This window comes from Blastococcus sp. SYSU D00695, from assembly GCF_054050555.1.
On sequence record NZ_JBJGZP010000021.1, the window covers coordinates 1 to 22,897 of the forward strand.

A 22,897-nucleotide genomic window follows, 5' to 3' on the forward strand; every position below is an offset into this window, starting at 1 on the left:
CCCCCCCCGCGCCCGCCCCCCGCGCCCCCCCACCGCGGGGCCGGGCCCCCGCGGCGCGGCCCCCCCCCCCGCCCCCCCCCGCCCGCCCACATCACCGGCGGGCGGGCCGGCGGCTACGGCTTGCGGAGCACCCGCAGCAGCCAGACGGTCCGCGACGGGAGCTCGATCGGGCCCGGGGCCACGACGGCCGGGGCCGGCGTCGCGCCCGTCGGGTACTCGGTGGAGACGACGAACTCGTAGCCGTCGCTCCACGGTGCCCCCGGCAGGTGCACCGTCCGCGGCTCGGGACCGGCGTTGAGCCACACGAGGTAGGACTCGTCCTGCACCGGCCGGCCGTGGTCGTCGCGGTGGCGGATGCCGCGCCCGTCGAGGTACATGCCGATGGTCTGCAGGCCGGTGTCGAACCAGTCGGCGGTGGTCAGCTGGCCGCCGTCGGGGGCGAACCAGGCCAGGTCGCGGGTGCCGCCGGTGCCGGGGATCTCGTGCCCGTCGAAGAACGCCTCCTGGCGCAGCACCGGCGACGCGCGCCGCACCGCGACCAGCCGCGAGACGAACTCCCGCAGGTCGCCGTCGACGTCGGACCAGTCCAGCCAGGAGAGCTCGTTGTCCTGGCAGTAGGCGTTGTTGTTGCCCCGCTGGGTGCGGCCCAGCTCGTCGCCGGCGGTGATCATCGGCACGCCCGTGGACAGCAGCAGCGTCGCCAGCAGGTTGCGCACCTGGCGCCCGCGCAGCCCGGTGACCGCCGGGTCGTCGGTGGGTCCCTCGACGCCGCAGTTCCAGTTCCGGTTGTGGCCCTCGCCGTCCCGGTTGTCCTCGCCGTTGGCCTCGTTGCGCTTGTGCTCGTAGGTGACCAGGTCGCGCAGGGTGTAGCCGTCGTGGGCGGTGACGAAGTTGACGCTGGCGAACGGCCGGCGCCCGTCGGAGCGGTACAGGTCCGAGGAGCCGGTCAGCCGGTAGGCCAGGTCCCGGACGCCGACCTGCGCGCCGGACCAGACGTCGCGCACGGTGTCGCGGTAGAGCCCGTTCCACTCGGTCCACAGCGGCGGGAAGTTCCCCACCTGGTAGCCGCCCTCGCCGACGTCCCACGGCTCGGCGATCAGCTTGACCGAGCTGACCACCGGGTCCTGGTGGACGACGTCGAAGAACGCCGACAGCCGGTCGACGTCGTGCATCGAGCGGGCCAGCGCCGCGGCGAGGTCGAAGCGGAACCCGTCGACGTGCATCTCGGTCACCCAGTAGCGCAGCGAGTCCATGAGCAGCGCCAGCACCTGCGGCCGCCGCACGTCCAAGGTGTTCCCGCAGCCGGTGTAGTCGGTGTACCGGGCGGGGTTGGCCCCGTCGAGCCGGTAGTAGCCGCGGTTGTCGATGCCCTTGAACGACAGCGTGGGCCCGGCGTGGTCGCCCTCGGCGGTGTGGTTGTAGACGACGTCGAGGACCACCTCGATGCCGGCGGCGTGCAGAGCCTTGACCATCGCCTTGAACTCGGTGACCTGCCCGCCGCCGGACCCGGTGGAGCTGTAGGCGGCGTGCGGGGCGAAGTAGCCCAGCGTGTTGTAGCCCCAGTAGTTGGTCAGTCCGCGCCGCAGCAGGTGCGGCTCGCTGACGAAGTGGTGCACCGGCAGCAGCTCGACGGCGGTGACGCCGAGGGACTGCAGGTGCTCGACGAACGCCGGGTGGGCCAGCCCCGCGTAGGTGCCGCGCAGCGCCGGGGGGACGTCGGGGTGGCGCATCGTCGCCCCCCGCACGTGCACCTCGTAGATGACGGTGTCCGACCAGCGGGTGCCCGGCCGCCGGTCGCCGTCCCACGGGAACGGGTCGTGGACGACGACGCCGCGCGGCACGAAGGGCGCCGAGTCGGTGGTGTCGGGGACGGGGGAGTCGACGGCGTCCCCGGGGTAGCCGAACAGCGCCGGGTCCAGGGTCAGCTCGCCGTCCACGGCGCGGGCGTAGGGGTCCAGCAGCAGCTTCGCCGGGTCGTGCCGCAGACCGGAACCCGGGTCGTAGGCGCCGTGCACCCGGAAGCCGTAGCGCTGGCCCGGGCCGACGCCGGCCACCCGGCCGTGCCAGACCTGGTGGGTGGTCTCCGCCAGGCGGTGGCGGTGCTCGGTGCCGTCGGGGTCGAACAGGCACAGGTCCACCGCCTGCGCCCCGGCCGACCAGAGCGCGAAGTTGGTCCCGGTGCCGTCCCAGTGCGCCCCGAGGGGGGCGGGGGACCCCGGCCACACCTCGAGGTCGTCGCCTGCGGTGCGCCTGCCGTCGTCCGCCACAGGTCGATCCTGCCAACCCCGGCCACCGGAGGGGTTGGTTGGATGGGGTCGTGTCGAGTCCCGCCCCGTCCGAGCCGGTCGTCGAGATCCGCGGGGTCGACGTGGTGCGGGGGCAGGCGCACCTGCTGCGCGGCGTCGACTGGACCGTCCGGTCCGACGAGCGCTGGGTGCTGCTGGGCCCCAACGGCGCCGGCAAGACGACCCTGCTGCAGTTGGTGTCCGCGCACATGCACCCCACCCGCGGGGAGGTGCGGCTGCTGGGGGAGACCCTCGGCGCCGTCGACGTCTTCGAGCTGCGGCCGCGGATCGGGCTGACCAGCGCCGCGCTCGCGCAGCGGATCGGGCACGCCGAGCGGACCGGGGACGTCGTCGTCTCCGCCGGCTACGCCGTGGTCGGCCGCTGGCGGGAGCGCTACGACATCGCCGACCTGACCCGCGCCGCGGTGCTCATGCGCCAGTGGGGCGTGGAGGGCCTGGCGACACGCCCGTTCGGCACCCTCAGCGAGGGCGAGCGCAAGCGGGTGCAGATCGCCCGCGCGCTGATGCCCGACCCGGAGCTGCTGCTGCTCGACGAGCCGGGGGCCGGGCTCGACCTCGCCGGCCGGGAGGACCTGGTCGCCCGCCTGTCGGACCTCGCCGGCTACCTCTACGCGCCGGCGCAGGTGCTGGTCACCCACCACGTCGAGGAGATCCCGCCGAACTACACCCACGGGCTGCTGCTGCGCGGCGGCGAGGTCGTCGACGCCGGGCCGCTGGAGCAGGTGGTGACCGCGGCCGGGCTGTCGGAGACCTTCGGCGTGCCGTTGCGGCTGGACCGCGCCGACGGCCGCTTCGCCGCCCGCCGCGCCTGAACCCGCTCCCGGCCGGGCCCGCCGCCGCGGCGCCGAGGCCGGGAACGGGCGCCGTTAGGGTTCGGGGGACGACGTCGTCCACCCCCGCGAGAGGTCCCGCATGAGCGAGCCGGAGTTCGTGACGCTGCAGGTCGAGGACGGGGTGGGCACGATCCGCCTCGACCGGCCGAAGATGAACGCGATCAACGAGCAGGTGCACCGCGAGGTGCGGATCGCGGCGATGGAGGCCGCCGCCCGTGAGGACGTGCGCGCCGTCGTCGTCTACGGCGGCGAGCGGGTCTTCGCCGCCGGCGCGGACATCGCGGCGATGGCCGACCTCGACGCCCGCGGGATGACCGCCTGGGGCCGGGAGCTGACCGAGTCCTTCACCGCGGTCCAGCGCATCCCGAAGCCGGTGATCGCCGCGGTCACCGGCTACGCCCTGGGCGGTGGCTACGAGCTCGCCCTGTGCGCCGACTTCCGGGTGATGGGGGCGAGCGCCAAGGTCGGGCTGCCCGAGATCACCCTCGGGATCATCCCGGGCGCCGGCGGCACCCAGCGGCTGGCGCGGCTGGTCGGGCCGGCCCGGGCCAAGGACCTGGTGTTCACCGGCCGGCACGTCGGCGCCGAGGAGGCCCTCGAGATCGGCCTGGCCGACGCGGTCGTGCCCGACGACGAGGTGTACGCGACCGCGCTGGCGATGGCCCGCCGGTTCGCGGCCGGCCCGACGCTGGCGCTCGCGGCCGCCAAGCAGGCGATCGAGGAGGGCCTGGACATGGCGCTGCCGCAGGGGCTGGCCCTGGAGACCCGGGTCTTCGCCGCGCTGTTCGGCACCGAGGACCAGCGTGCCGGCATGCGCTCGTTCCTCGAGAAGGGGCCCGGCAAGGCCACCTTCACCGGCCGGTAGTTCTCCGGCTGTTCGCCGGGTCGTCGCCGTTCCGGGTCTCGGGACGACCCGGCGTCTGCCACCATCCCGGAGGCCCACGGCCGCGCATCCCGCGGGCCGTCCGGCGCCCCAGACCTGGAGGAGAACCAGTGCGACGCAGCACCTCGACGACCGTGGCCCTGCTCACGGCCGGCCTCACCCTCGCCGCCTGCGGCGGTGGGGACGACGGGGGAGGCAACGGGGGGAGCGGTGGCAGCGACGCGGCCGAGGCGACCTCGCTGTCGGACTTCGGCTCGATGGACGACCTCGTCGCGGCGGCGCAGGAGGAGGGCGAGCTCAACGTCATCGCCCTGCCGCCGGACTGGGCCAACTACGGCGAGATCATCTCGACGTTCGAGGAGAAGTACGGCATCACCGTCAACAGCGCGTCGCCCGACGGGTCCAGCCAGGACGAGATCAACGCCGTCGACAGCCAGCGCGGCCAGGACCGGGCCCCCGACGTCCTCGACCTCGGCACCGCCTTCGCCCGGCAGGCGCAGGCCCAGGACCTGCTGGCCCCCTACCAGGTGCAGACCTGGGTCGACATCCCCGAGGGCCAGAAGGACCCGGAGGGGCACTGGTACAACGACTACGGCGGCTACATCTCGATCGGCTGCAACGCCTCGATCGTGACCGAGTGCCCGCAGACGATGCAGGACCTGCTCGACCCCCGGTACGCCGGGCAGGTCGCGCTCAACGGCAACCCGACCCAGGCCGCCGCGGCCTTCGGCGGGGTCTGGGCGGCGGCCCTGGCCTCCGGCGGCGACCTGGACGACATCGGCCCGGGCATCGACTTCTTCGGTGAGCTCAAGGACGCCGGGAACTTCAACCCGGTCGAGAGCACCCCGGCCACCATCGAGAGCGGCGAGACGCCCATCGTCCTGGACTGGGACTACCTCAACGCCTCCTACACCGAGCACCTGGCCGAGATCGGCACCGAGTGGCAGGTGGCGGTCCCCTCCGACGGCCTGTTCGGCGGGTACTACAGCCAGGCCGTGAGCGCCTACGCCCCGCACCCGGCGGCGGCCCGCCTCTGGCAGGAGTTCCTCTTCAGCGACGAGGGCCAGAACCTGTACCTGGCCGGCGGCGCCCGCCCGGCCCGGATGGCGGCGATGGAGGAGGCCGGGACGATCGACCCCGACGGGCTCGCCGCGCTCCCGCCGGTGCAGGGGGACGCCGAGTTCCCCAGCCAGGAGCAGGAGAGCGCGGCCAAGGAGGTCGTGACCACCCGCTGGAACGAGGAGATCTCGGGCTGAGCACCACCCTCGACACCCCCGCCGCGCCGGCCCCCCGCACCCGTGGGGGCCGGCGCGCCGGCGTCCTCAGCGCGCTCGGCACGCTGCCGTTCTTCCTCTACGTGGCGGTGTTCCTGCTGCTGCCCTTCGGCGTGCTCGCCGTCGAGGCCTTCCGGGTCACCGACCCGGTGACCTTCGACGAGAGCTGGTCGACCGACAACCTCGGCCGGATCACCGAGGGCGCCTACGGCCGCTCCTACCTCGGCAGCCTGCAGCTGTCGGCGGTCACCGCCGTGCTGGGCGCCGTCCTCGGCCTCGCGCTCGCCATGGCGATCCTGCGCTCCCGCCGCGCCCGGTTCCTGCGCCGCCTCGTGCTGACCGCCTCCGGGGTGCTGGCCAACTTCGGCGGCGTCCCGCTCGCCTTCGCCTTCCTGGCCACGATCGGCAACGCGGGCGTGGTGACGCCGCTGATCACCGACGTCCTCGGCTTCGACGACTTCAGCCTGACCTCCATGGCCGGGCTCGGGGTCGTCTACCTCTACTTCCTCATCCCGCTGATGGTGCTGACCATCGTCCCGGCGGTCGAGGCCCTGCGCCCGCAGTGGCGGGAGGCGGCCGACAACCTCGGCGCCAGCGGCTGGCAGTACTGGCGGCACGTCGGCGGACCGGTGCTGGCCCCGCCGGTGCTGGGCGCCACGATGCTGCTGTTCGCGTCGGCGTTCTCCGCGTACGCGACCGCCAAGGCGCTGGTCGGCAGCAGCGTCCCGCTGGTCACCCTGCAGATCGCCGACTCGCTGTCCAGCAACGTCGTCGTCGGCGCGGAGAACCTCGGCAAGGCCCTGGCGCTGGGCATGGTCGTGCTCATCGGCCTGGTGATGGTCTTCTACGCGTGGGTCCAGCGCCGTGCGCAGCGGTGGCTGGGATGACGGCGATGACGACCGGGATCACCGGGTCCGGCGGGGTGGCCCCCGAGACGCCGGTCCGCCGGGACCGCCGGCGGGGGAGCGGCTGGGTGCGCCGGCTGGTCCTCGCGCTGCTGGGCCTCTACTTCGTCGTCCCCCTGGGCGCCTCGATCTGGTACACGATCCGGGACCGCCGCGAGGGCGGGGTCACGCTCGAGCCGTACACGCGGATCCCCGGCGCGGAGGGCTTCGCCGAGACCTTCGGCCGCTCGCTGGTGCTCGCGGCGCTGACGGTGCTCGTCGTGCTCGTGCTGGTCGTGCCGCTGGTCGTCCTGGTGGACCTGCGGCTGCCCCGGCTGCGGACGACGGTCGAGGTCATCACGCTGCTGCCGCTGGTGCTGCCGCCGATCGCGCTCGTCGTCGGCGTCCGCAGCGTGCTGGCCTGGGCTCCCGACTACTTCCTGGGCACCCCGCTGGCCGAGTTCGTGTTCGCGCTCCAGGAGCCCGAGCTGCCCTGGATCCTCGTCCTCGTCTACGTGGTGCTGGCCCTGCCGTTCGTCTACCGGGCGCTCGACGCCGGTGTCCGCGGGGCGGGGCTGCGCACGCTGACCGAGGCCGCCCGCAACCTCGGCGCGTCCTGGCCGCGGGTGATGCTGTGGGTGGTGCTGCCCGCGCTGCGCACCTCGCTGCTCAACGCCGCCTTCCTCGCCGTGGCCCTCGTGCTCGGCGAGTTCACCGTCGCCAACATCCTGGGCTTCGAGACCTTCCCGACGTGGATCGTCAAGGCCTCCGGGGCGGAGCCGCAGCTGTCGGTCGCCGTCTCGGTGCTCTCGCTGCTGCTCACCTGGGCGCTGCTGCTGCTGATCTCCGCGCTGGACCGCCGGCGCCGGGGGGAGGACCCCGCATGACCGCCGTCCCGTCCACCCCGCCGTCCACCCCGCCGGCCCCCGATGCCGAGGCCCCGCCCGCGCCCGGTGCGGCCGCGGAGCTGCGGCAGCGGCCCGGCGTCGCCGTCCGCCTGGAGGGCCTGACCCGCCGCTACGGCTCCGTGCTGGCCCTCGACGGGCTCGACCTCGACATCGCCGGCGGCGAGTTCCTCGCCCTGCTGGGCCCCTCCGGCTGCGGCAAGACGACGGCGCTGCGCGCGATCGCCGGCTTCGAGCGGCCCGACACCGGCCGGGTGCTGCTCGGCGGCGAGGACGTCACCGCCGTCCCGGCCAGCAAGCGGGACATGGGCATGGTCTTCCAGGCCTACAGCCTCTTCCCGACCATGACCGCCGCCGACAACGTCGCCTTCGGGCTGCGGGTGCGCGGGCGCGGCAGCAAGGCCGAGCGGCGGCGGCGCGCGGAGGAGCTGCTGGAGCTGGTCGGTCTCGCCGACCGCGCCGGCCGCTACGCCCACCAGCTGTCCGGCGGCCAGCAGCAGCGCGTCGCGCTGGCCCGCGCGCTCGCCGTCGAGCCGCGGGTGCTCCTGCTGGACGAGCCGCTGTCGGCGCTGGACGCCCAGGTGCGCGTGCAGCTGCGGGAGGAGATCCGCCGGCTCCAGCTGGAGCTGGGCATCACGACCGTGTTCGTCACCCACGACCAGGCGGAGGCCCTGTCGGTGGCCGACCGGGTCGGCGTCATGCGGGCCGGCCGGCTGGAGCAGGTCGCCTCGCCCGACGAGCTCTACGAGCGGCCGGCGACCGCGTTCGTCGCCCAGTTCGTCGGCACGATGAACCGCATCCCGGCGGTGCTCGGCGACGGCGACGTCGAGTTCCTCGGGGTCCGCCGCGAGATCCTCGGCGCCGCCCCCGAGCCCGGGCCGGCCGTCGCCCTCGTCCGGCCGGAGGGCCTGTTGGTGGAGGCGGACCCCCGCGGGGTGGGCCGCGTGGTCACCCGCACCTTCTCCGGCGCGACGACCCGCCTGGCCGTCGCGCTGCCCGACGGGCTCGAGGTCCAGGTCGACGTCGCCAGCGCCGACAGCCAGCAGCTGACGCCCGGGACGCCGGTGACCGTCGTGCCCGCGGAGCGCCCGGCGCTGGTCGCCGCCGCCGAACCCGGCACCCAGCCGGTGGGGCCGTGAGCGCCGTCCTCAGGCGGTGAGGGCGAACACGCGGACGGTGGCCGTCGCCAGGTCGGTGACGTAGGCCCGGCTGCCGTCGGGGGAGACGCCGACGCTGGTCGGGTCCTCCCCGGCCTGCAGGGTCGCCGTCACGGCCAGGGTGTCGGCGGTGACCACGGACACCGTGTTGCCGTCGACGTTCGCCGTGTAGAACCGGCGGCCGTCCGGCGCCCACGTGACGTCCTGCGGTCGCAGGCCGACCGGCCCGGTGGCCACCACCTGGGCGGTGGCCGTGTCCACGACCCGGACGTCACTGCTGTCGTAGGAGACGACCGCGACGCGGGTGCCGTCCGGCGACAGCGCGACGCTGTGCGGGGAGTCGCCGGCCGGGAGGCTGGTCAGCACTCGGCCGCCGTCGGTGAGGTCCAGGACGGCCAGGACGTCGGACTCGTGATCGGCCGTGTACGCGCGGGTGCCGTCCTCGCTGACGGCGATCCAGTGCGGGTTCGCCGGCACCTCGTACGAGTCGACCTCCGTGGCGGTCGCGGTGTCCAGGACCTCGACCCGCCCCTCGTTGTGCAGCGGGATGTAGAGCAGGCTCCCGTCGGGCGAGGTCGCCGGTGCGAACGGACGCTCTCCGACCGCGGCCTGGCCGACGACCTCGTTGCTGGCCGTGTCGACGAACACCACCTGGTTGGTCGTGTAGTCGTCGTTATAGACGGTGATGTAGGCGCGGTCGCCGCTCGGCGAGAAGGTGACGTACCGCGGGGGACCGGCCGCGATCGGGATCACCGAGCTCACCTGCAGAGACGTCAGGTCGAGCACCGAGACCACGCCCTCGGTGCCGTGGGCGATGTAGGCGTACCGCCCGTTGGGGGCCACCGCGAGGTACCCGGGCCGGGGTGGGACCGAGACGGGTGCACCCACGGCGGTGGGCACGGCGATGCTGGCCAGCGGGGCGGGTGGCGGTGGCGCCGACGGGGTCGGGGTCGGTTCGCCTGCCTGCGCGGTGGGGGACTCGTCGTCGCGCGGCCACAGCCACACCGTGAGCAGCGCGGCGACCAGCAGGAGGACACCGAGGGCCGCGCCGACGACGCGCCGCCGACCGCGCCGGCGCGGCGTCCTCGACGGGTGCAGGACCGCCGCGGGGGTGGGTGGTAGGGCGGCCGCAGGACGGGGGAGAGGTCCGGCCGCGGGCGACCGGGACAGAGCGGCCGCCGGCGTCGGCGGCAGGGACGCGGCGGCCGTCGGCGGCACGGGCAGGGGATCGACGGAACGGTGCCCGCCGTCGTGGGAGGTCAGACCCAGCCGGAAGGGCATTCCCGCCGGTGTCGGCGGAGGCGTCGGGCCGGGCGCCGTCACCGGCGCCCGCGGTGCCGGGGGTGCGTCGTCCAGCGCGGCGCGGGCCGCGGCGATGAGCTGACCGGGAGTGGCGTAGCGGTCGTCGGGGCGCTTGGCCATGCCGCGCGCCACGACCTCGTCGAGGGCGGCCGGCAACCCGCGGCCCAGTTCGCTGGGCCGCGGCGGGTCGGTGTAGAGGTGCGCGTAGAGCAGTGCCGGGAGGTCCTCGCCGCGGAAGGGGCGCTGGGCGGTGAGGGACTCGGCGAGCACGCAGGCGAGGGAGTACACGTCCACCCGGCCGTCCAGCGGCTGGTTGGTGAAGCGTTCCGGCGCCATGTAGTCCAGCGTCCCGACGGTCGCACCGGTCACGGTCAGGGACGTGCTGGTGCTGCCGACCGAGCGGGCGATGCCGAAGTCCACGACGTAGACGAAGTCGCTCACGGTGACCAGGACGTTGCTCGGCTTGATGTCACGGTGCACCAGGCCGTCGTCGTGGGCGGCCTGCAGGGCGTCGGCGACCTGCGCCAGCAGGGACACGGCCCTGGGCGCGGGCAGCGCGCCCTCCTCCTTGAGGATCTGACCCAGGTCGCGACCGTCGACCAGGCGCATGTCGATGAACAGGTGGCCGTCGATCTCGCCGTAGTCGTGGATCGGGATGACGTGCGGCTCGCGGAGGCGGGCGGCGACGTGGGACTCGCGGCGGAACCGGCCGACGAAGTCCCGGTCGCCCTCGAGCATCTCCGGGAGGACCTTCAGGGCGACCCACCGGTCGCGGCGGGTGTCGCGGGCGCGCCAGACCTCGCCCATGCCGCCCACGCCCAGGAGTTCCTCGAGCTCGTACGGTCCGAACTGACGCGAGGTCATCGGCACTCCCCCGTCCGGGCCGGCGGCGGCCCGCGTGGGGCGCACTGTAGGACCGCTCACCGTCGGGGGGAAGGCGCTCCGACCCGCGGTGGCGCGTGGGCGACGATGGGGTGGTGAGCGCCGTCCTCCCCGACCTCGACCGTTCCGACCCCGCCGGCCGGGCGTGGGTGGACCGGGCCGTCGCCGCGGTCGAGGCCGACGCCCACCGCAGCGCCGACACCCACCTGTTGACCTACCCGCTGCCGGCGGAGTGGGGCATCGACCTGTACCTCAAGGACGAGTCGACGCACCCGACCGGCAGCCTCAAGCACCGGCTGGCGCGGTCGCTGTTCCTGTACGGCCTGTGCTCGGGGCAGATCACCGAGGGGACGCCGGTGGTGGAGGCCTCCAGCGGCTCGACCGCGGTCAGCGAGGCGTGGTTCGCCCGCATGCTGGGCCTGCCGTTCACCGCCGTCATGCCCGCCTCCACCAGCGCGGAGAAGGTGGCGCTCATCGAGTTCCACGGCGGCCGCTGCCACTTCGTGGAGCACGCCCGGGACATGTACGACGAGGCCCGCCGGCTGGCAGCCGAGTGCGGCGGGCACTACCTGGACCAGTTCACCTTCGCCGAGCGGGCCACCGACTGGCGGGGCAACAACAACATCGCCGAGTCGGTGTTCGAGCAACTGGCGCTGGAGCGACACCCCGTGCCCGAGTGGGTGGTCGTCGGCGCCGGCACCGGCGGCACCAGCGCGACCATCGGCCGGTACCTGCGCTACCGGCGCCACCGGACCCGGCTGGCCGTCGTGGACCCGGAGAACTCGGCGTTCCTGCCCGGCTGGGTCGCCGGCGACCCCGGGACGACGACCGGTGCGCCGTCACGCATCGAGGGCATCGGGCGGCCGCGCGTCGAGCCGTCGTTCGTCCCCACGATCGTCGACCGGATGATCGGCGTCCCCGACGCGGCCTCGCTGGCGGCGATGCGGCACCTGGCCGAGGCGACCGGCCGCCGGGCCGGCGGCTCCACCGGCACCAACCTCTGGGGCGCGTTCACGCTCGTCGCCGAGATGCTCCGGCAGGGCGTGCGCGGCAGCGTCGTGACGCTGCTGTGCGACGGCGGGGAGCGCTACGCGCACACCTACTACTCGGACGACTGGGTGGCCGCGCAGGGGCTGGACCTGCGTCCGCACGCCGCGAGGCTGCGCCGTTTCGCCGAGACGGGGGAGTGGGAGTAGGTCAGGTGACCGGGTTCACCGGCACCGCCGTCCCCGCCTCCCGGACGTCGAAGTAACCTCCAGAGTCGGAGCCAGGCGGGCCGTCGGGCTCGCGTCCCCTGACGTTCTCGGAGGTAGGTCTGGCGATGAACATCGTCGTTCTGGTCAAGCAGGTCCCCGACTCCGGCACCCAGCGCTCGCTGGACCCGTCGGACAACACCGTCGCGCGTGCCGGTGCGGACAACGTCGTCAACGAGATCGACGAGTACGCCATCGAGGAGGCGCTGACGGTCAAGGAGGCGCAGGGCGGCGAGGTCACGGTGCTCACCGTCGGCCCGGCCAGCGCCACCGACGCCATCCGCAAGGCGCTGTCCATGGGCGCCGACAAGGCGGTGCACGTCGTCGACGACGCCATCCACGGCTCCTGCGCCATCCAGACCTCGGCGATCCTCGCCGCGGCGCTGCAGCAGATGGAGTACGACCTCGTCCTCACCGGCGCCACCTCGACCGACGGCCAGGTGGCGGTCATGCCGGCCCTGCTCGCCGAGCGCCTCGGCATCCCGCAGGTGTCGGGCGCCCAGAAGCTCACGGTCGAGGGCTCGACGGTCAAGGTGAACCGGCAGACCGACGGCGGCTACTGGGCCCTGGAGGCCCAGCTGCCGGCGATCGTGTCCACCTGGGACACCATCAACGAGCCGCGCTACCCCTCGTTCAAGGGGATCATGGCCGCGAAGAAGAAGCCGGTCGAGACCAAGTCGCTGGCCGACCTCGGCATCGACCCCTCGACGGTCGGTCTGGCCAGCGCCACCAGCGAGGTCGTCGACTTCGCCGGCCGCCCGCCCAAGGGCGTGGGCGTGAAGGTCAACGACGAAGGCGACGGCGCCCAGAAGTTCGTCGACTACCTCGCCAGCCAGAAGATCGTCTGACCCGGATCGACGCGGAAGAGGAGACAGAGCAGACATGGCAGAGGTCCTGGTCCTTGCCGAGCTCAACCCCACCGGTGACGGTGTGCGGAAGACGACCCTGGAGGCGCTGACCGCCGCCCGCCCGCTGGGCGAGGTGTCGGCCGTCGTCATCGGCGCCCCCGGCGTCGCCGCCGCCGTCCGCGACCGGCTCGCCGAGTACGGCGCGGCCACGGTCTACGTCGCCGAGAGCCCCGAGGTCGACGAGTACCTCGTCGCCCCCAAGGCCGAGGTGCTGGCCCAGCTGGTGAGCGAGAAGTCGCCCGCCGCCGTGGTCATCCCGTCCTCCCCGGAGGGCCGGGAGATCGCCGCCCGCGTGGCCCTCAAGACGGGCAGCGGCTTCCTGACCGACGTCACGGAGATCACCGCCGACGGCACGGCGACCCAGCTGGCCTTCGCCGGCCAGGTCATCGTCCACTCGCGGGTCAAGGTCGGCACCCCGATCTACACCCTGCGCGGCAACTCCGTCGCCCCCGAGCCGGCCCCGGCCGCGGGCACGGAGCAGCAGGTCACCGTCGCGGTGTCCGACGCCGCCAAGCAGACCCGGGTGCTCGACCGCGTGGTCGAGCAGAAGTCCTCCCGTCCCGAGCTCACCGAGGCCGCGATCGTGGTCTCCGGTGGCCGCGGCGTCGCCTCGGCGGAGAACTTCTCGATCATCGAGGCCCTGGCCGACTCCCTCGGTGCCGCCGTCGGTGCCTCCCGCGCCGCGGTGGACTCGGGCTTCTACCCGCACAGCTTCCAGGTCGGTCAGACCGGCAAGACGGTGTCGCCGCAGCTCTACGTCGCGGTCGGCATCTCCGGCGCCATCCAGCACCGGGCCGGCATGCAGACCTCGAAGAACATCGTGGCCATCAACAAGGACCCCGAGGCCCCGATCTTCGAGCTGGCGGACTTCGGCGTGGTCGGCGACCTGAACGTCGTCGTGCCGCAGGCCACCGAGCAGATCACCGCGCGCAAGTAGCGCGAGGGCGCGGCCCGGCGGACAGCCGGGCCGCGCCGTGCACGTCGCCGACCGGGCGCCGGTCCCCGCACGGGGGGCCGGCGCCCGCGGCGTGTCCGGGCAGGACGGTCGGATCGGGAAGCGGGAGCGGGGGAGCGGGGTTGGCCCAGGACGTGGACGGCGGCGGCATCTTCGGGCGGCAGCACCGCCTGCACACCACGGGCCTGCTCCTGCTGGTCACCCTCGTCGCCTTCGAGGCGATCGCCGTGGGGACGGCGATGCCCACCGCCGTCGCCGAGCTCGACGGGCTCGCCTGGTACGGGTGGCCGTTCTCCGCCTTCCTCGTGGCCTCGGTGGTCGGCATGGTCCTCGGCGGCGACGCGGGGGACCGCCGCGGCCCGCGCACCCCGCTGCTGTGCGGTGTGCTGCTGTTCGCCGGCGGCCTGCTCCTCGCCGGTCTCGCCGGGTCGATGGCCGCCCTGGTCGCCGGCCGGCTCGTGCAGGGCCTCGGGTCCGGGCTCATCACGGTCTCGCTGTACGTCGTCGCCGGCCAGGCCTATCCCGCGCCCCTGCGGCCGGCCCTGTTCGGCGCCTTCGCCACCGCCTGGGTGGTCCCCGCGCTGGTCGGCCCGCTCGTCGCGGGCCTGGCCACCGAGCACGTGTCCTGGCGGCTGGCCTTCCTCGGCCTGCTGCCGCTGCTGTTCGTCGGGCTGCTGCTGATGCTGCCGGTGCTGCGGGCGCTGCCGGTGGCCGCCGGCGCCGCCGTCGACCGCTCGCGCCGCTGGTGGGCGGCCCTGGCCGGGGTCGGCATCGCCGCCCTGCAGTACGCCGGGCAGCGGATGGACGCCGTCGCCGTCCCCGTCGCGGTGGCCGGGGCGGCGGCCCTCGTGCTGGGGCTGCGCCCGCTGCTGCCGCCGGGCACGGCCCGCGCCGGCCGCGGGCTGCCCACCGTCGTCGCCTCCCGCGGGCTGCTGGCCGGGGCGTTCTTCGGCGTCGACGCGCTGCTGCCGCTCGCCCTCACCCAGCTGCACGGGTACTCCCCGGCGGCGGCCGGCATCCCGCTCACCGCCGGCAGCCTGGGCTGGGCGCTCGCCTCCTTCCTGCAGGGCCGCGCGCCCGGCCTGTCCCGCACCCGGCTGCTGCGGGCCGGCTTCCTGCTGCTGGCGCTCGGCGTCGCCGGGACCGTGCTGGTCGCCGTCCCCTCCGTCGCCGGCTGGGCGGTCTACGTGACCTGGTCGGTCGCCGGGTTCGGCATGGGCCTGGGCATGCCCAGCCTCGGGGTCCTGCTGTTCGAGCAGTCGCCCGAGCACCGGCGGGGCTCGGACTCCGCCGCCCTGCAGATCTCCGACGTCACGGCCTCGGCGCTGAGCGTGGGCGTGGTCGGGGTCCTCGTCGCGGCCGCCACGGCCGGCACGCTGCCCCTGGCGGGCGCGGTGGCGACGGCGGTGGCGCTGCTGACCCTGGTCGCGGCCACCGGTGCGCTCGTCGCCCCGCGCGCGGGCGGGGACCCGGGCCGCCCGGCGGCCCCGGCCGCCGCGACTACCCTGAGGCCGTCATGACGTACATGGACCACGCGGCGACCACCCCGGTGCACCCCGAGGTCCTGGCTGCGATGACCGAGCAGCTGGGCAGGGTGGGCAACGCCTCGTCGCTGCACGCGAGCGGCCGCGCGGCCCGGCGCACCGCCGAGCAGGCCCGCGAGCGGCTGGCCGCGGCCCTGGGCGCGCGGCCCTCGGAGGTCCTGTTCACCGGCGGCGGCACCGAGAGCGACAACCTCGCCGTGAAGGGCCTGTACTGGGCCCGCCACGAGGCCGACCCGCAGCGCCGCCGCATCGTCACCAGCCCGATCGAGCACCACGCCGTGCTCGACAGCGTCGAGTGGCTCGCCAAGCACGAGGGCGCGGAGATCACCTGGCTGTCGGTGGAGCCCACCGGCCGGGTGACCCCCGAGGCGCTGCGCGCGGCGCTGGGGGACGGCGCCGACGTCGCGCTGGCCAGCGTGATGTGGGCCAACAACGAGATCGGCACGGTGAGCGACCTGACCGCGCTGGCCGCCGTCGCGCACGAGGTCGGCGTCCCGCTGCACACCGACGCCGTCCAGGCCGTGGGGCAGGTGCCGGTCGACTTCGGGGCCAGCGGCGTGGACGCGCTCACCATGACCGGGCACAAGCTCGGCGGCCCGATGGGCGCGGGCGCGCTGGTGCTGCGCCGCGACGCCTCCTGCATGCCGCTGCTGCACGGCGGCGGGCAGGAGCGCGACGTGCGCTCGGGCACCCTCGACGTCGCCGCCATCGTCGGTCTCGCCACGGCGGCCGAGCTCGCCGTCGGCGGCCGCGAGGAGCGCGCCGAGCGGCTCGCCGCGCTGCGCGACCGGCTGGTCGCGGGCGTCGTCCGCCAGGTGCCCGACGCGCAGCTCAACGGCGCCCCGCTGGACGACGAACTGGCCGGCGGCCCCGGCCGGCTGCCCGGCAACGCGCACCTGTCCTTCCCCGGCGCCGAGGGCGACGCGCTGCTGATGCTGCTCGACGCCCGCGGGGTGGAGTGCTCCACCGGCTCGGCGTGCAGCGCCGGGGTGGCGCGGCCCAGCCACGTGCTGCTGGGCGTCGGCGCGGAGCCGGACCGGGCCCGCAGCTCGCTGCGCTTCTCGCTGGGCACGACGTCCTCCGACGCCGACGTCGACGCGGTCCTCGAGGTCATCGCGCCGGTCGTGGAGCGGGCCCGCCGGGCGGGCCTGAGCCGCCCGTGAGGGTGCTCGCCGCGATGAGCGGTGGCGTGGACTCCGCGGTCGCCGCGGCCCTGGCGGTCGACGCCGGCCACGACGTCACCGGCGTCCACCTCGCGCTCTCGCCGGACCGGCAGACCCTGCGCAGCGGCGCCCGCGGCTGCTGCAGCGTCGAGGACGCCCACGACGCCCGCCGGGTGGCCGACGAGCTGGGCATCCCGTTCTACGTGTGGGACCTCGCCGAGCGCTTCACCGCCGACGTCGTCGAGGACTTCGTCGCCGAGTACGCCGCCGGGCGCACCCCGAACCCCTGCCTGCGCTGCAACGAGCGCATCAAGTTCAGCGCCGTGCTCGACCGCGCCCGCGCCCTCGGCTTCGACGCGGTGGTGACCGGTCACCACGCCCGGCTCGACGGCGGGCAGCTGCGCCGGTCGGTCGACGCCGCCAAGGACCAGTCCTACGTGCTCGCCGTGCTCACCGCCGACCAGCTGGCCGGCGCGGTGTTCCCGCTCGGCGCGATGACCAAGGACCGCGTGCGGGAGATCGCCGCCGAGCGCGGGTTCGCCGTCGCCACCAAGGCCGACTCGCACGACATCTGCTTCATCCCCGACGGCGACACCCGGGGCTTCCTGGCCCGGCGGCTGGGGGAACAGCCCGGCCCGCTGGTGGACGCGGCCACCGGCGCGGTCGTCGGCGAGCACACCGGCGCGTACGGCTTCACCGTCGGGCAGCGCCGTGGCCTCGGGGTCAGCGTCGGCGACCAGCGGCCCCGGTACGTGCTCGGCATCGAGCCGGTCAGCCGCACGGTCACGATCGGCACCGCCGACCTCGCCGGGGTCACCGAGGTCCGCACCGGCCCGCCGACCTGGACCGCCGCGGCGCCGGCGCTGCCGCTGCGCGCCCAGGTGCAGCTGCGCGCCCACGGCGCGCCGGTCGGGTGCACCGTCTCCGGTGCCGGGGACGGCGGCCTGGTGATCGCCCTGGACGACGAGCAGCGGGGCGTGGCGCCCGGGCAGTCGGCGGTCCTGTACCGGCCCGACCCCGACCGCGGGGACCTCGTGCTCGGGCAGGCGACGGTCGGCGGCTGACCGGCGGCGACCGGCCTCCCCGCGGGTCCCGGGACACCGCCGAGACGCCGGTCAGGGGCGGACTACCGTCGCCGGCGTGGCCTCCCCGACCGATCCGCAGCAGGACGTGCCGGCCCCCCTCCCCGCGTGGGGCGGCGCGACCGGCGTCGGGTCGCTGCCGGGCAGCGACCCGGTCGAGGCACTGCGCGTGGTGCTCGGCGAGCTGCCCGAGCTGCCGCACCTGCCCGAGCTGCCCGGCCGCGGCGCGGGCGCGGACCTGCTGGGCCGCAGCGCCGCGCTGCTGGTGGACCTGGCGGTCGACCTGACCCCGGCCGGCTGGCGGCTGGTGCCCCGCGGCGGGATCGACCAGCGCCGGGCCCGCGAGTTCCTCGCCCGCGACCTGGACGCGCTGCACGAGGTGGCCGCTGGCCACACCGGGGCGTTCAAGGTGCAGGCGGCCGGCCCGTGGACGCTCGCCGCCGGCCTGGAGCGGACGCGCGGTGACCGGGCCGTCGTCGACGCCGGCGCCCGGCGGGACCTCGGCCAGTCGCTGGCCGAGGGCGTCGCCGCGCACGTCGCCGAGGTGTCCGCGCGGGTGCCGGGGGCGCGCGTCGTCGTCCAGCTCGACGAGCCGGGTGTGCCCGCCGTCCTGCAGGGGGCGCTGCCGACGGCGAGCGGTTTCGGCAAGCTGCCTGCGGTCGAGGCGAGCGTCGTCGAGCAGGAGCTCGCCGCCGTCGTGGCCGCGCTGCCGGGGCCGGTCGTCGTGCACTGCTGCGCCGACCGGGCGCCGCTGCAGCTGTTCCGCGCGGCCGGGGCCGCCGCGGTCTCCCTCGACTCCGGGCTGGTGCCGGACCTCGACGCCGTCGGCACGGCCGTCGACGCCGGGCTGCACCTGGTCCTCGGGGTGGTCCCGGGCACCGACGCCGTCCTGCCCACCCCGAAGGCGACGGCGTCCCGGCTGCGGGCGTGGTGGAACGAGCTCGGCTTCGCCCCCGACGACCTGGCGGCGGCGGTCACGCTGTCGCCGTCCTGCGGGCTTGCGGGCGCCTCGCCGGCCTACGCGCGGGCGGCGATGACCCACGTGCGCGAGGCGTCCCGGTACCTGCAGCCGGAGTGACCCGCCCGCGGTCGTCCTCGCCGCGGGCCCCCGGTGGTCGCCCGCCCGTCAGCCGGCCCGCTCACCCCGCCGGCCCGTCGGCCCGCCCGGAAGCGCATCAGGGCGGCTTCCGGTCCTGCGATGACCGCCGCGATGCGCATCCGGGCGCGCTCGGTGCGGCGAGTGCCCCGCTTGCCATCCCGCCCGCCCGCCCGCCCGCCCGCCCGCTCGCCCGCTCGCCCGCTCGCCGCTCGCCCCGCCGGCCCGTCAGCCCGCCCGGATGCGTATCGGGGTTGCTTCCCGACCTGCGATGACCGCCGCGATGCGCATGCGGGTGCACGCGGTGCTCGTGGCGGGTGGAGCGTCGTACCCGGCGGTTACCGTTCGAGGGTGAGCACGGACGCCGAGGCCGACGCCCCCCAGGACAGCGCCCTCCAGGACAGCGCCCTCCAGGACACCGCCCCGCAGGTCGCCGCCACCGTCGACCGTGAGGACCTCACCGAGGTCCCCGACGAGGCGCGCACGCGTCACCGGGACCTCGCCGAGGAGCTCGACCGCTACGCGTTCGCCTACTACGTGCAGGACGCGCCGCTGGTCAGCGACGGCCAGTACGACGAGCTGATGGGGGAGCTCAGGGGCATCGAGGCGGCGCACCCGGCGCTCGTCACCCCCGAGTCGCCCAGCCAGAAGGTCAACGGCGGGTTCACGGCCACGTTCGCGCCGGTGCAGCACCTGGAGCGGATGCAGAGCCTGGACAACGTGTTCAGCAGCGACGAGCTGTCGGCGTGGGCGGCACGGGTGGAGCGCGACGCCGGCAGCGGCGTGAGCTGGCTGTGCGAGCTGAAGATCGACGGCCTGGCGGTCGCGCTGCTGTACGAGCAGGGGCGGCTGGTCCGGGCGGCCACCCGCGGCGACGGCACCACCGGCGAGGACGTCACGGCCAACGTGCGCACGATGCCCGACGTCCCCCAGCAGCTGACCGGCGACGACGTCCCCGACCGGCTCGAGGTGCGCGGCGAGATCTACTTCCCCGTCGCCGGCTTCGCCGAGGTCAACGCCGGGCTGGTGGAGGCGGGGAAGGCCCCGTTCGCCAACCCGCGCAACGCGGCGGCGGGCTCGCTGCGGCAGAAGGACCCGCGGGTCACCGCGTCCCGGCCGCTGCGGCTGATCGTGCACGGCCTCGGCGCGCACGAGGGCTGGCAGCCCGAGCGCCAGTCGCAGGCCTACGTGCGGCTGCGCGAGCTGGGCCTGCCCACCAGCGAGCGGTTCGAGGTGGTGGACGACCTCGAGGGGGTGTGGGCCTACGTCGAGCGGTACCGCGAGCAGCGGCACTCCGTCGAGCACGAGATCGACGGCGTGGTGGTCAAGGTCGACCAGGTGGCGCTGCAGCGCCGGCTGGGCTCGACCTCCCGCGCGCCGCGGTGGGCGATCGCGTTCAAGTACCCGCCCGAGGAGGCCACCACCAGGCTCCTCGACATCCGGGTGAACGTGGGTCGCACCGGCCGGGTGACGCCGTTCGCGTACATGGAGCCGGTGAAGGTCGCCGGGTCCACCGTGCAGCTGGCGACGCTGCACAACGCCGCCGAGGTCGTGCGCAAGGGCGTGCTGATCGGGGACACTGTCGTGATCCGCAAGGCCGGCGACGTCATCCCCGAGGTGCTCGGCCCGGTCGTGGCGGCGCGCACCGGCGAGGAGCGCGCGTTCGAGATGCCGACGCACTGTCCCGAGTGCGGCACCGAGCTGCGGCCGGAGAAGGAGGGCGACGCCGACATCCGCTGCCCGAACGCCCGCTCCTGCCCGGCGCAGCTGCGCGAGCGCGTCTTCCACGTCGCCGGCCGCGGCGCGTTCGACATCGAGAACCTCGGCTACGAGGCGTCGGTCTCGCTGCTGCAGAGCGGACTACTCACCGACGAGGGTGACCTGTTCTCCCTCGACGAGGAGCGGCTGCAGCGGTCGGAGTTCTACACCCGCAAGGACGGCACCCTCTCGGCCAACGGGCGCAAGCTCCTGGCGAACCTGCAGACGCGCAGGGACGTGCCGCTGTGGCGGGTGCTCGTGGCGCTGTCGATCCGGCACGTCGGCCCGACCGCCGCCCAGGCGCTGGCGCGCGACTTCCGTTCCCTGGACCGCATCGCCGAGGCCTCGGAGGAGGAGCTCGCCGCAGCCGACGGCGTGGGCCCGACGATCGCCCGGTCGGTGCGCGACTGGTTCGGCGTCGACTGGCACCGCGGGGTGGTCGAGAAGTGGCGCGCCGCCGGGGTGCGGATGGCCGACGAGGGGGAGGACGCCGGCCCGGGCCCGCTGACCGGCGTGACCGTGGTGGTCACCGGCTCGCTGCGTGACCTCAGCCGGGACCAGGCGATCGCCGCGATCCAGGAGCGCGGCGGCAAGGTCACCGGCTCGGTCAGCAAGAAGACCGGCTTCGTCGTGGTCGGCGCCGACCCCGGGAGCAAGTACGACAAGGCAGTGCAGGTCAAGGCGCCGATCCTGGACGACGACGGGTTCCGGGTGCTGCTCGACGAGGGGCCCGACGCCGCCCGGGCGGTGGCCACGATCGGTGACGGGAGCGAGCCCGCCGAGCAGCCCGCTGCCGGGGAGCCTGCTGCCGGAGAGCCCGCTGCCGAGGAGCCTGCTGCCGGGGAGGACGCCGCCGAGCAGCCCCCCGCCGAGCAGCCCCCCGCCGGGGAGCAGCCCGCGGGGGAGCCGCCGTCGGCCTGAGCGGGGGACTCCGGCGGTCAGCAGTCGAACACCGACCAGCACAGGTCGTTGCGCAGCCGCTGGTCGTCCAGCACGAGTGCGCGGATCGGCGCGGGCAGCCGGTCGCGCTGCCAGCGGCACTCGGCCCGCCCCGCGGCCTCCGCCTCCTCGCGCGGCGCCGCCGCCCGCACGGCCTTGATGGCGTAGGCGGCCGCACCCAGCTCGTGCGCGGCCACGTGCGCCACCACGGCCGCCTGTCCCGCCGCGTAGGCGGCGTGCCGCGCCGCTCCCCGCAGGTCCCGGGCCGCGCCCATCGCGTGGCCCCCGGCGGCGCGGGTCCGCATCATCCCGAGCTCACCGCGCACCCACGCCCGGACGCTCTCCAGGGCCTCCCGCGGCCGCGCGTCCCCGGGACGGGCGGCCTCGAACAGCCCGAGGACGTGCTCGGCGCACTCCGCGGCCCACAGCGCCAGCAGGTGGTGGTCGGGGTCGGTGAGCGTGCCGCCGCGGCGCACCGTCACGAACCGCGGGTCGCGCACCGGCGGCAGGATCACGGCCGGCCCGCGACGGCGCCCGGTCGCCCGGCTACGGCTGGACCGGCGGCAGGTGGGCCACCGTCGCGGCGATGCCGGCCAGGTGCACCAGGCGCAGCAGCTCCGACCGGCGGAAGGCCGGCCCGCCCGACCGCCCGATGACGACCGCGGTCCGCGGCGAGCCGAACGGGGTGGCCATCATCTCGATGGCCATCTCCCGCCACCGCTCGGGCAGCCAGTCGTCCTCGCTGGGCAGCAGCCGCGGCGCCTCGAGCGGCAGCCACGGCGGCGCCATCCCCTCGAAGCCCGGTGCCGCGTCGGAGGCGGCCGCCACCTCGCAGGCGCCGTCCCCGGCGACGAGCACCGCGGCCCACCCGCTGGTGAACACGCGCGGCAGCTCGGCGGCCAGCAGCTTGACCGCGGTGCCCTCCGCGGCCCGCGACAACGCCTCCAGCAGCTCCAGCTCCCGGTGGGTGTCCAGCGCGCCGGGATAGGGGCGCAGCGACTCGACCTGCACGCCCTCGACGGAGCGGGCGGCGGTGATGAGGCTGTCGGGCAGCCGGTCGGGCGGGAGGTCGACGATGATGTCGTCGACGGCGACCCCGCCGCCGCGCTCCAGGACGTCGAGCGACACGATGTCGATCCCGGCGGTGCCGAGCGCGGTGGCGACGGCGCCGAGGGTGCCGGGCCGGTCGGGGACGACCAGCCGCAGGAGATAGGACACGGGTGCCTCCGCGGGCGATCAACGGGCGCGGGTCGATCGTCGTCGATCGGCGGACGCCGGTCAGCTTCCCCCATCGCCCCCCGGCCGGTCGAGCGTCGCGTCCGCGGCGTCCGCCACGCCGGAGCCCCCGCAGGTCGGCACGTACAGTGGCGGGGTTGGTACCCCGGTCCCGCACGTCCCCGCACCGCACCGGTCGGGCCGGCGGCGGGACGGCGCAGGAGTGGAGTCCCGCCACAGCATGAGCACGCCGTCACCGCACGAGGCCCTCGGGCGCGAGGACATCGCGCACCTGGCCCGGCTGTCCCGCCTCGCCCTGACCGAGGAGGAGCTGGACCGCTTCGCCGGCCAGCTCGGCGCGGTCCTCGACGCGGTCGCCCAGGTCGGCCGCGCCGACGTGGCCGACGTCGACCCGACCACGCACGCCGTGCCGCTGACCAACGTGCTCCGGGCGGACGCCGCCACCCCGAGCCTGCCGCGTGACGTCGTCCTCGCCGCCGCCCCCGCGGCGGAGGACGACCGCTTCCGGGTGCCCCGCATCCTGGGTGAGGAGTGACC

19 protein-coding genes are annotated in these 22,897 nt (G+C 75.4%); 15 read left to right on the plus strand and 4 right to left on the minus strand.

The annotated features are described in order from the left end of the window. Positions 1-113 precede the first annotated feature (113 nt). Complete coding sequence (gene glgX / locus ACI781_RS14145) at positions 114-2,267, minus strand: glycogen debranching protein GlgX (RefSeq protein WP_456566748.1); 2,154 nt, start codon at positions 2,265-2,267, stop codon at positions 114-116. Between the two features lie 50 nt (positions 2,268-2,317). Between glgX and ACI781_RS14150 the strand changes: the two genes are divergently transcribed. The 6 genes from ACI781_RS14150 (at position 2,318) to ACI781_RS14175 (ending at position 8,224) form a co-directional block, all read left to right on the plus strand. Then, positions 2,318-3,118 carry an ABC transporter ATP-binding protein gene (locus ACI781_RS14150; RefSeq protein ID WP_456566749.1) on the plus strand — a complete coding sequence of 267 codons (801 nt, stop codon included), beginning with the start codon at positions 2,318-2,320 and terminating at the stop codon, positions 3,116-3,118. A 100-nt stretch (positions 3,119-3,218) separates the two neighbouring features. Continuing rightward, on the plus strand, positions 3,219-4,004 hold the full coding sequence (locus ACI781_RS14155; RefSeq protein ID WP_456566750.1) for an enoyl-CoA hydratase/isomerase family protein: 786 nt from the start codon (positions 3,219-3,221) through the stop codon (positions 4,002-4,004). A gap of 128 nt (positions 4,005-4,132) precedes the next feature. Beyond that, a complete protein-coding gene (locus ACI781_RS14160) occupies positions 4,133-5,278 on the plus strand; it encodes an ABC transporter substrate-binding protein (RefSeq protein ID WP_456566751.1) in 1,146 nt (381 codons plus the stop codon). 101 nt (positions 5,279-5,379) lie between these two features. Then, positions 5,380-6,183 (plus strand): ABC transporter permease, encoded by an 804-nt coding sequence (locus tag ACI781_RS14165; RefSeq protein WP_456566752.1) that lies wholly within the window; start codon positions 5,380-5,382, stop codon positions 6,181-6,183. Beyond that, positions 6,180-7,067, plus strand: coding sequence for an ABC transporter permease (locus ACI781_RS14170; protein ID WP_456566753.1), 888 nt, complete (start codon positions 6,180-6,182; stop codon positions 7,065-7,067). The genes ACI781_RS14165 and ACI781_RS14170 overlap by 4 nt, the downstream gene beginning before the upstream one ends. Further along, on the plus strand, positions 7,064-8,224 hold the full coding sequence (locus ACI781_RS14175; RefSeq protein ID WP_456566754.1) for an ABC transporter ATP-binding protein: 1,161 nt from the start codon (positions 7,064-7,066) through the stop codon (positions 8,222-8,224). Before ACI781_RS14170 ends, ACI781_RS14175 begins: the two co-directional genes overlap by 4 nt. 9 nt (positions 8,225-8,233) lie before the next feature. Here the strand turns inward: ACI781_RS14175 and ACI781_RS14180 are convergent, their stop codons facing one another. After that, a complete protein-coding gene (locus ACI781_RS14180; RefSeq protein ID WP_456566755.1) occupies positions 8,234-10,408 on the minus strand; it encodes a serine/threonine-protein kinase in 2,175 nt (724 codons plus the stop codon). Positions 10,409-10,521: 113 nt separating this feature from the next. On the opposite strand from ACI781_RS14180, the gene cds1 reads away from it, so the two are divergent. The 8 genes from cds1 (at position 10,522) to ligA (ending at position 21,106) form a co-directional block, all read left to right on the plus strand. Continuing rightward, positions 10,522-11,622 (plus strand): L-cysteine desulfhydrase Cds1, encoded by a 1,101-nt coding sequence (gene cds1 / locus ACI781_RS14185; RefSeq protein WP_456566756.1) that lies wholly within the window; start codon positions 10,522-10,524, stop codon positions 11,620-11,622. 125 nt (positions 11,623-11,747) lie between these two features. Next, positions 11,748-12,527 (plus strand): electron transfer flavoprotein subunit beta/FixA family protein, encoded by a 780-nt coding sequence (locus ACI781_RS14190; protein ID WP_456566757.1) that lies wholly within the window; start codon positions 11,748-11,750, stop codon positions 12,525-12,527. 34 nt (positions 12,528-12,561) lie between these two features. Beyond that, positions 12,562-13,524, plus strand: coding sequence for an electron transfer flavoprotein subunit alpha/FixB family protein (locus ACI781_RS14195; RefSeq protein WP_456566758.1), 963 nt, complete (start codon positions 12,562-12,564; stop codon positions 13,522-13,524). A gap of 140 nt (positions 13,525-13,664) precedes the next feature. Beyond that, positions 13,665-15,062, plus strand: a complete 1,398-nt coding sequence (locus tag ACI781_RS14200) for an MFS transporter (RefSeq protein WP_456566759.1) — start codon at positions 13,665-13,667, stop codon at positions 15,060-15,062. Beyond that, positions 15,059-16,249, plus strand: coding sequence for a cysteine desulfurase family protein (locus tag ACI781_RS14205; RefSeq protein WP_456566760.1), 1,191 nt, complete (start codon positions 15,059-15,061; stop codon positions 16,247-16,249). Before ACI781_RS14200 ends, ACI781_RS14205 begins: the two co-directional genes overlap by 4 nt. Continuing rightward, complete coding sequence (gene mnmA, locus ACI781_RS14210) at positions 16,246-17,313, plus strand: tRNA 2-thiouridine(34) synthase MnmA (RefSeq protein ID WP_456566761.1); 1,068 nt, start codon at positions 16,246-16,248, stop codon at positions 17,311-17,313. The genes ACI781_RS14205 and mnmA overlap by 4 nt, the downstream gene beginning before the upstream one ends. Before the next feature lie 76 nt (positions 17,314-17,389). Then, entirely contained in the window at positions 17,390-18,409 is a 1,020-nt protein-coding gene (locus ACI781_RS14215; protein ID WP_456566762.1) for a methionine synthase, read from the plus strand. A gap of 369 nt (positions 18,410-18,778) precedes the next feature. Further along, positions 18,779-21,106, plus strand: a complete 2,328-nt coding sequence (gene ligA / locus ACI781_RS14220) for an NAD-dependent DNA ligase LigA (protein WP_456566763.1) — start codon at positions 18,779-18,781, stop codon at positions 21,104-21,106. Between the two features lie 17 nt (positions 21,107-21,123). Here the strand turns inward: ligA and ACI781_RS14225 are convergent, their stop codons facing one another. Next, a complete protein-coding gene (locus ACI781_RS14225) occupies positions 21,124-21,624 on the minus strand; it encodes a putative immunity protein (RefSeq protein WP_456566764.1) in 501 nt (166 codons plus the stop codon). 46 nt (positions 21,625-21,670) lie between these two features. Continuing rightward, the gene (locus ACI781_RS14230; RefSeq protein WP_456566765.1) at positions 21,671-22,342 is read right to left on the minus strand and encodes an ACT domain-containing protein; all 672 of its coding nucleotides are present in this window, start codon (positions 22,340-22,342) and stop codon (positions 21,671-21,673) included. 238 nt (positions 22,343-22,580) lie between these two features. On the opposite strand from ACI781_RS14230, the gene gatC reads away from it, so the two are divergent. Further along, positions 22,581-22,895 carry an Asp-tRNA(Asn)/Glu-tRNA(Gln) amidotransferase subunit GatC gene (gatC, locus tag ACI781_RS14235; RefSeq protein WP_456566766.1) on the plus strand — a complete coding sequence of 105 codons (315 nt, stop codon included), beginning with the start codon at positions 22,581-22,583 and terminating at the stop codon, positions 22,893-22,895. The last annotated feature ends 2 nt before the right edge of the window (positions 22,896-22,897 follow it).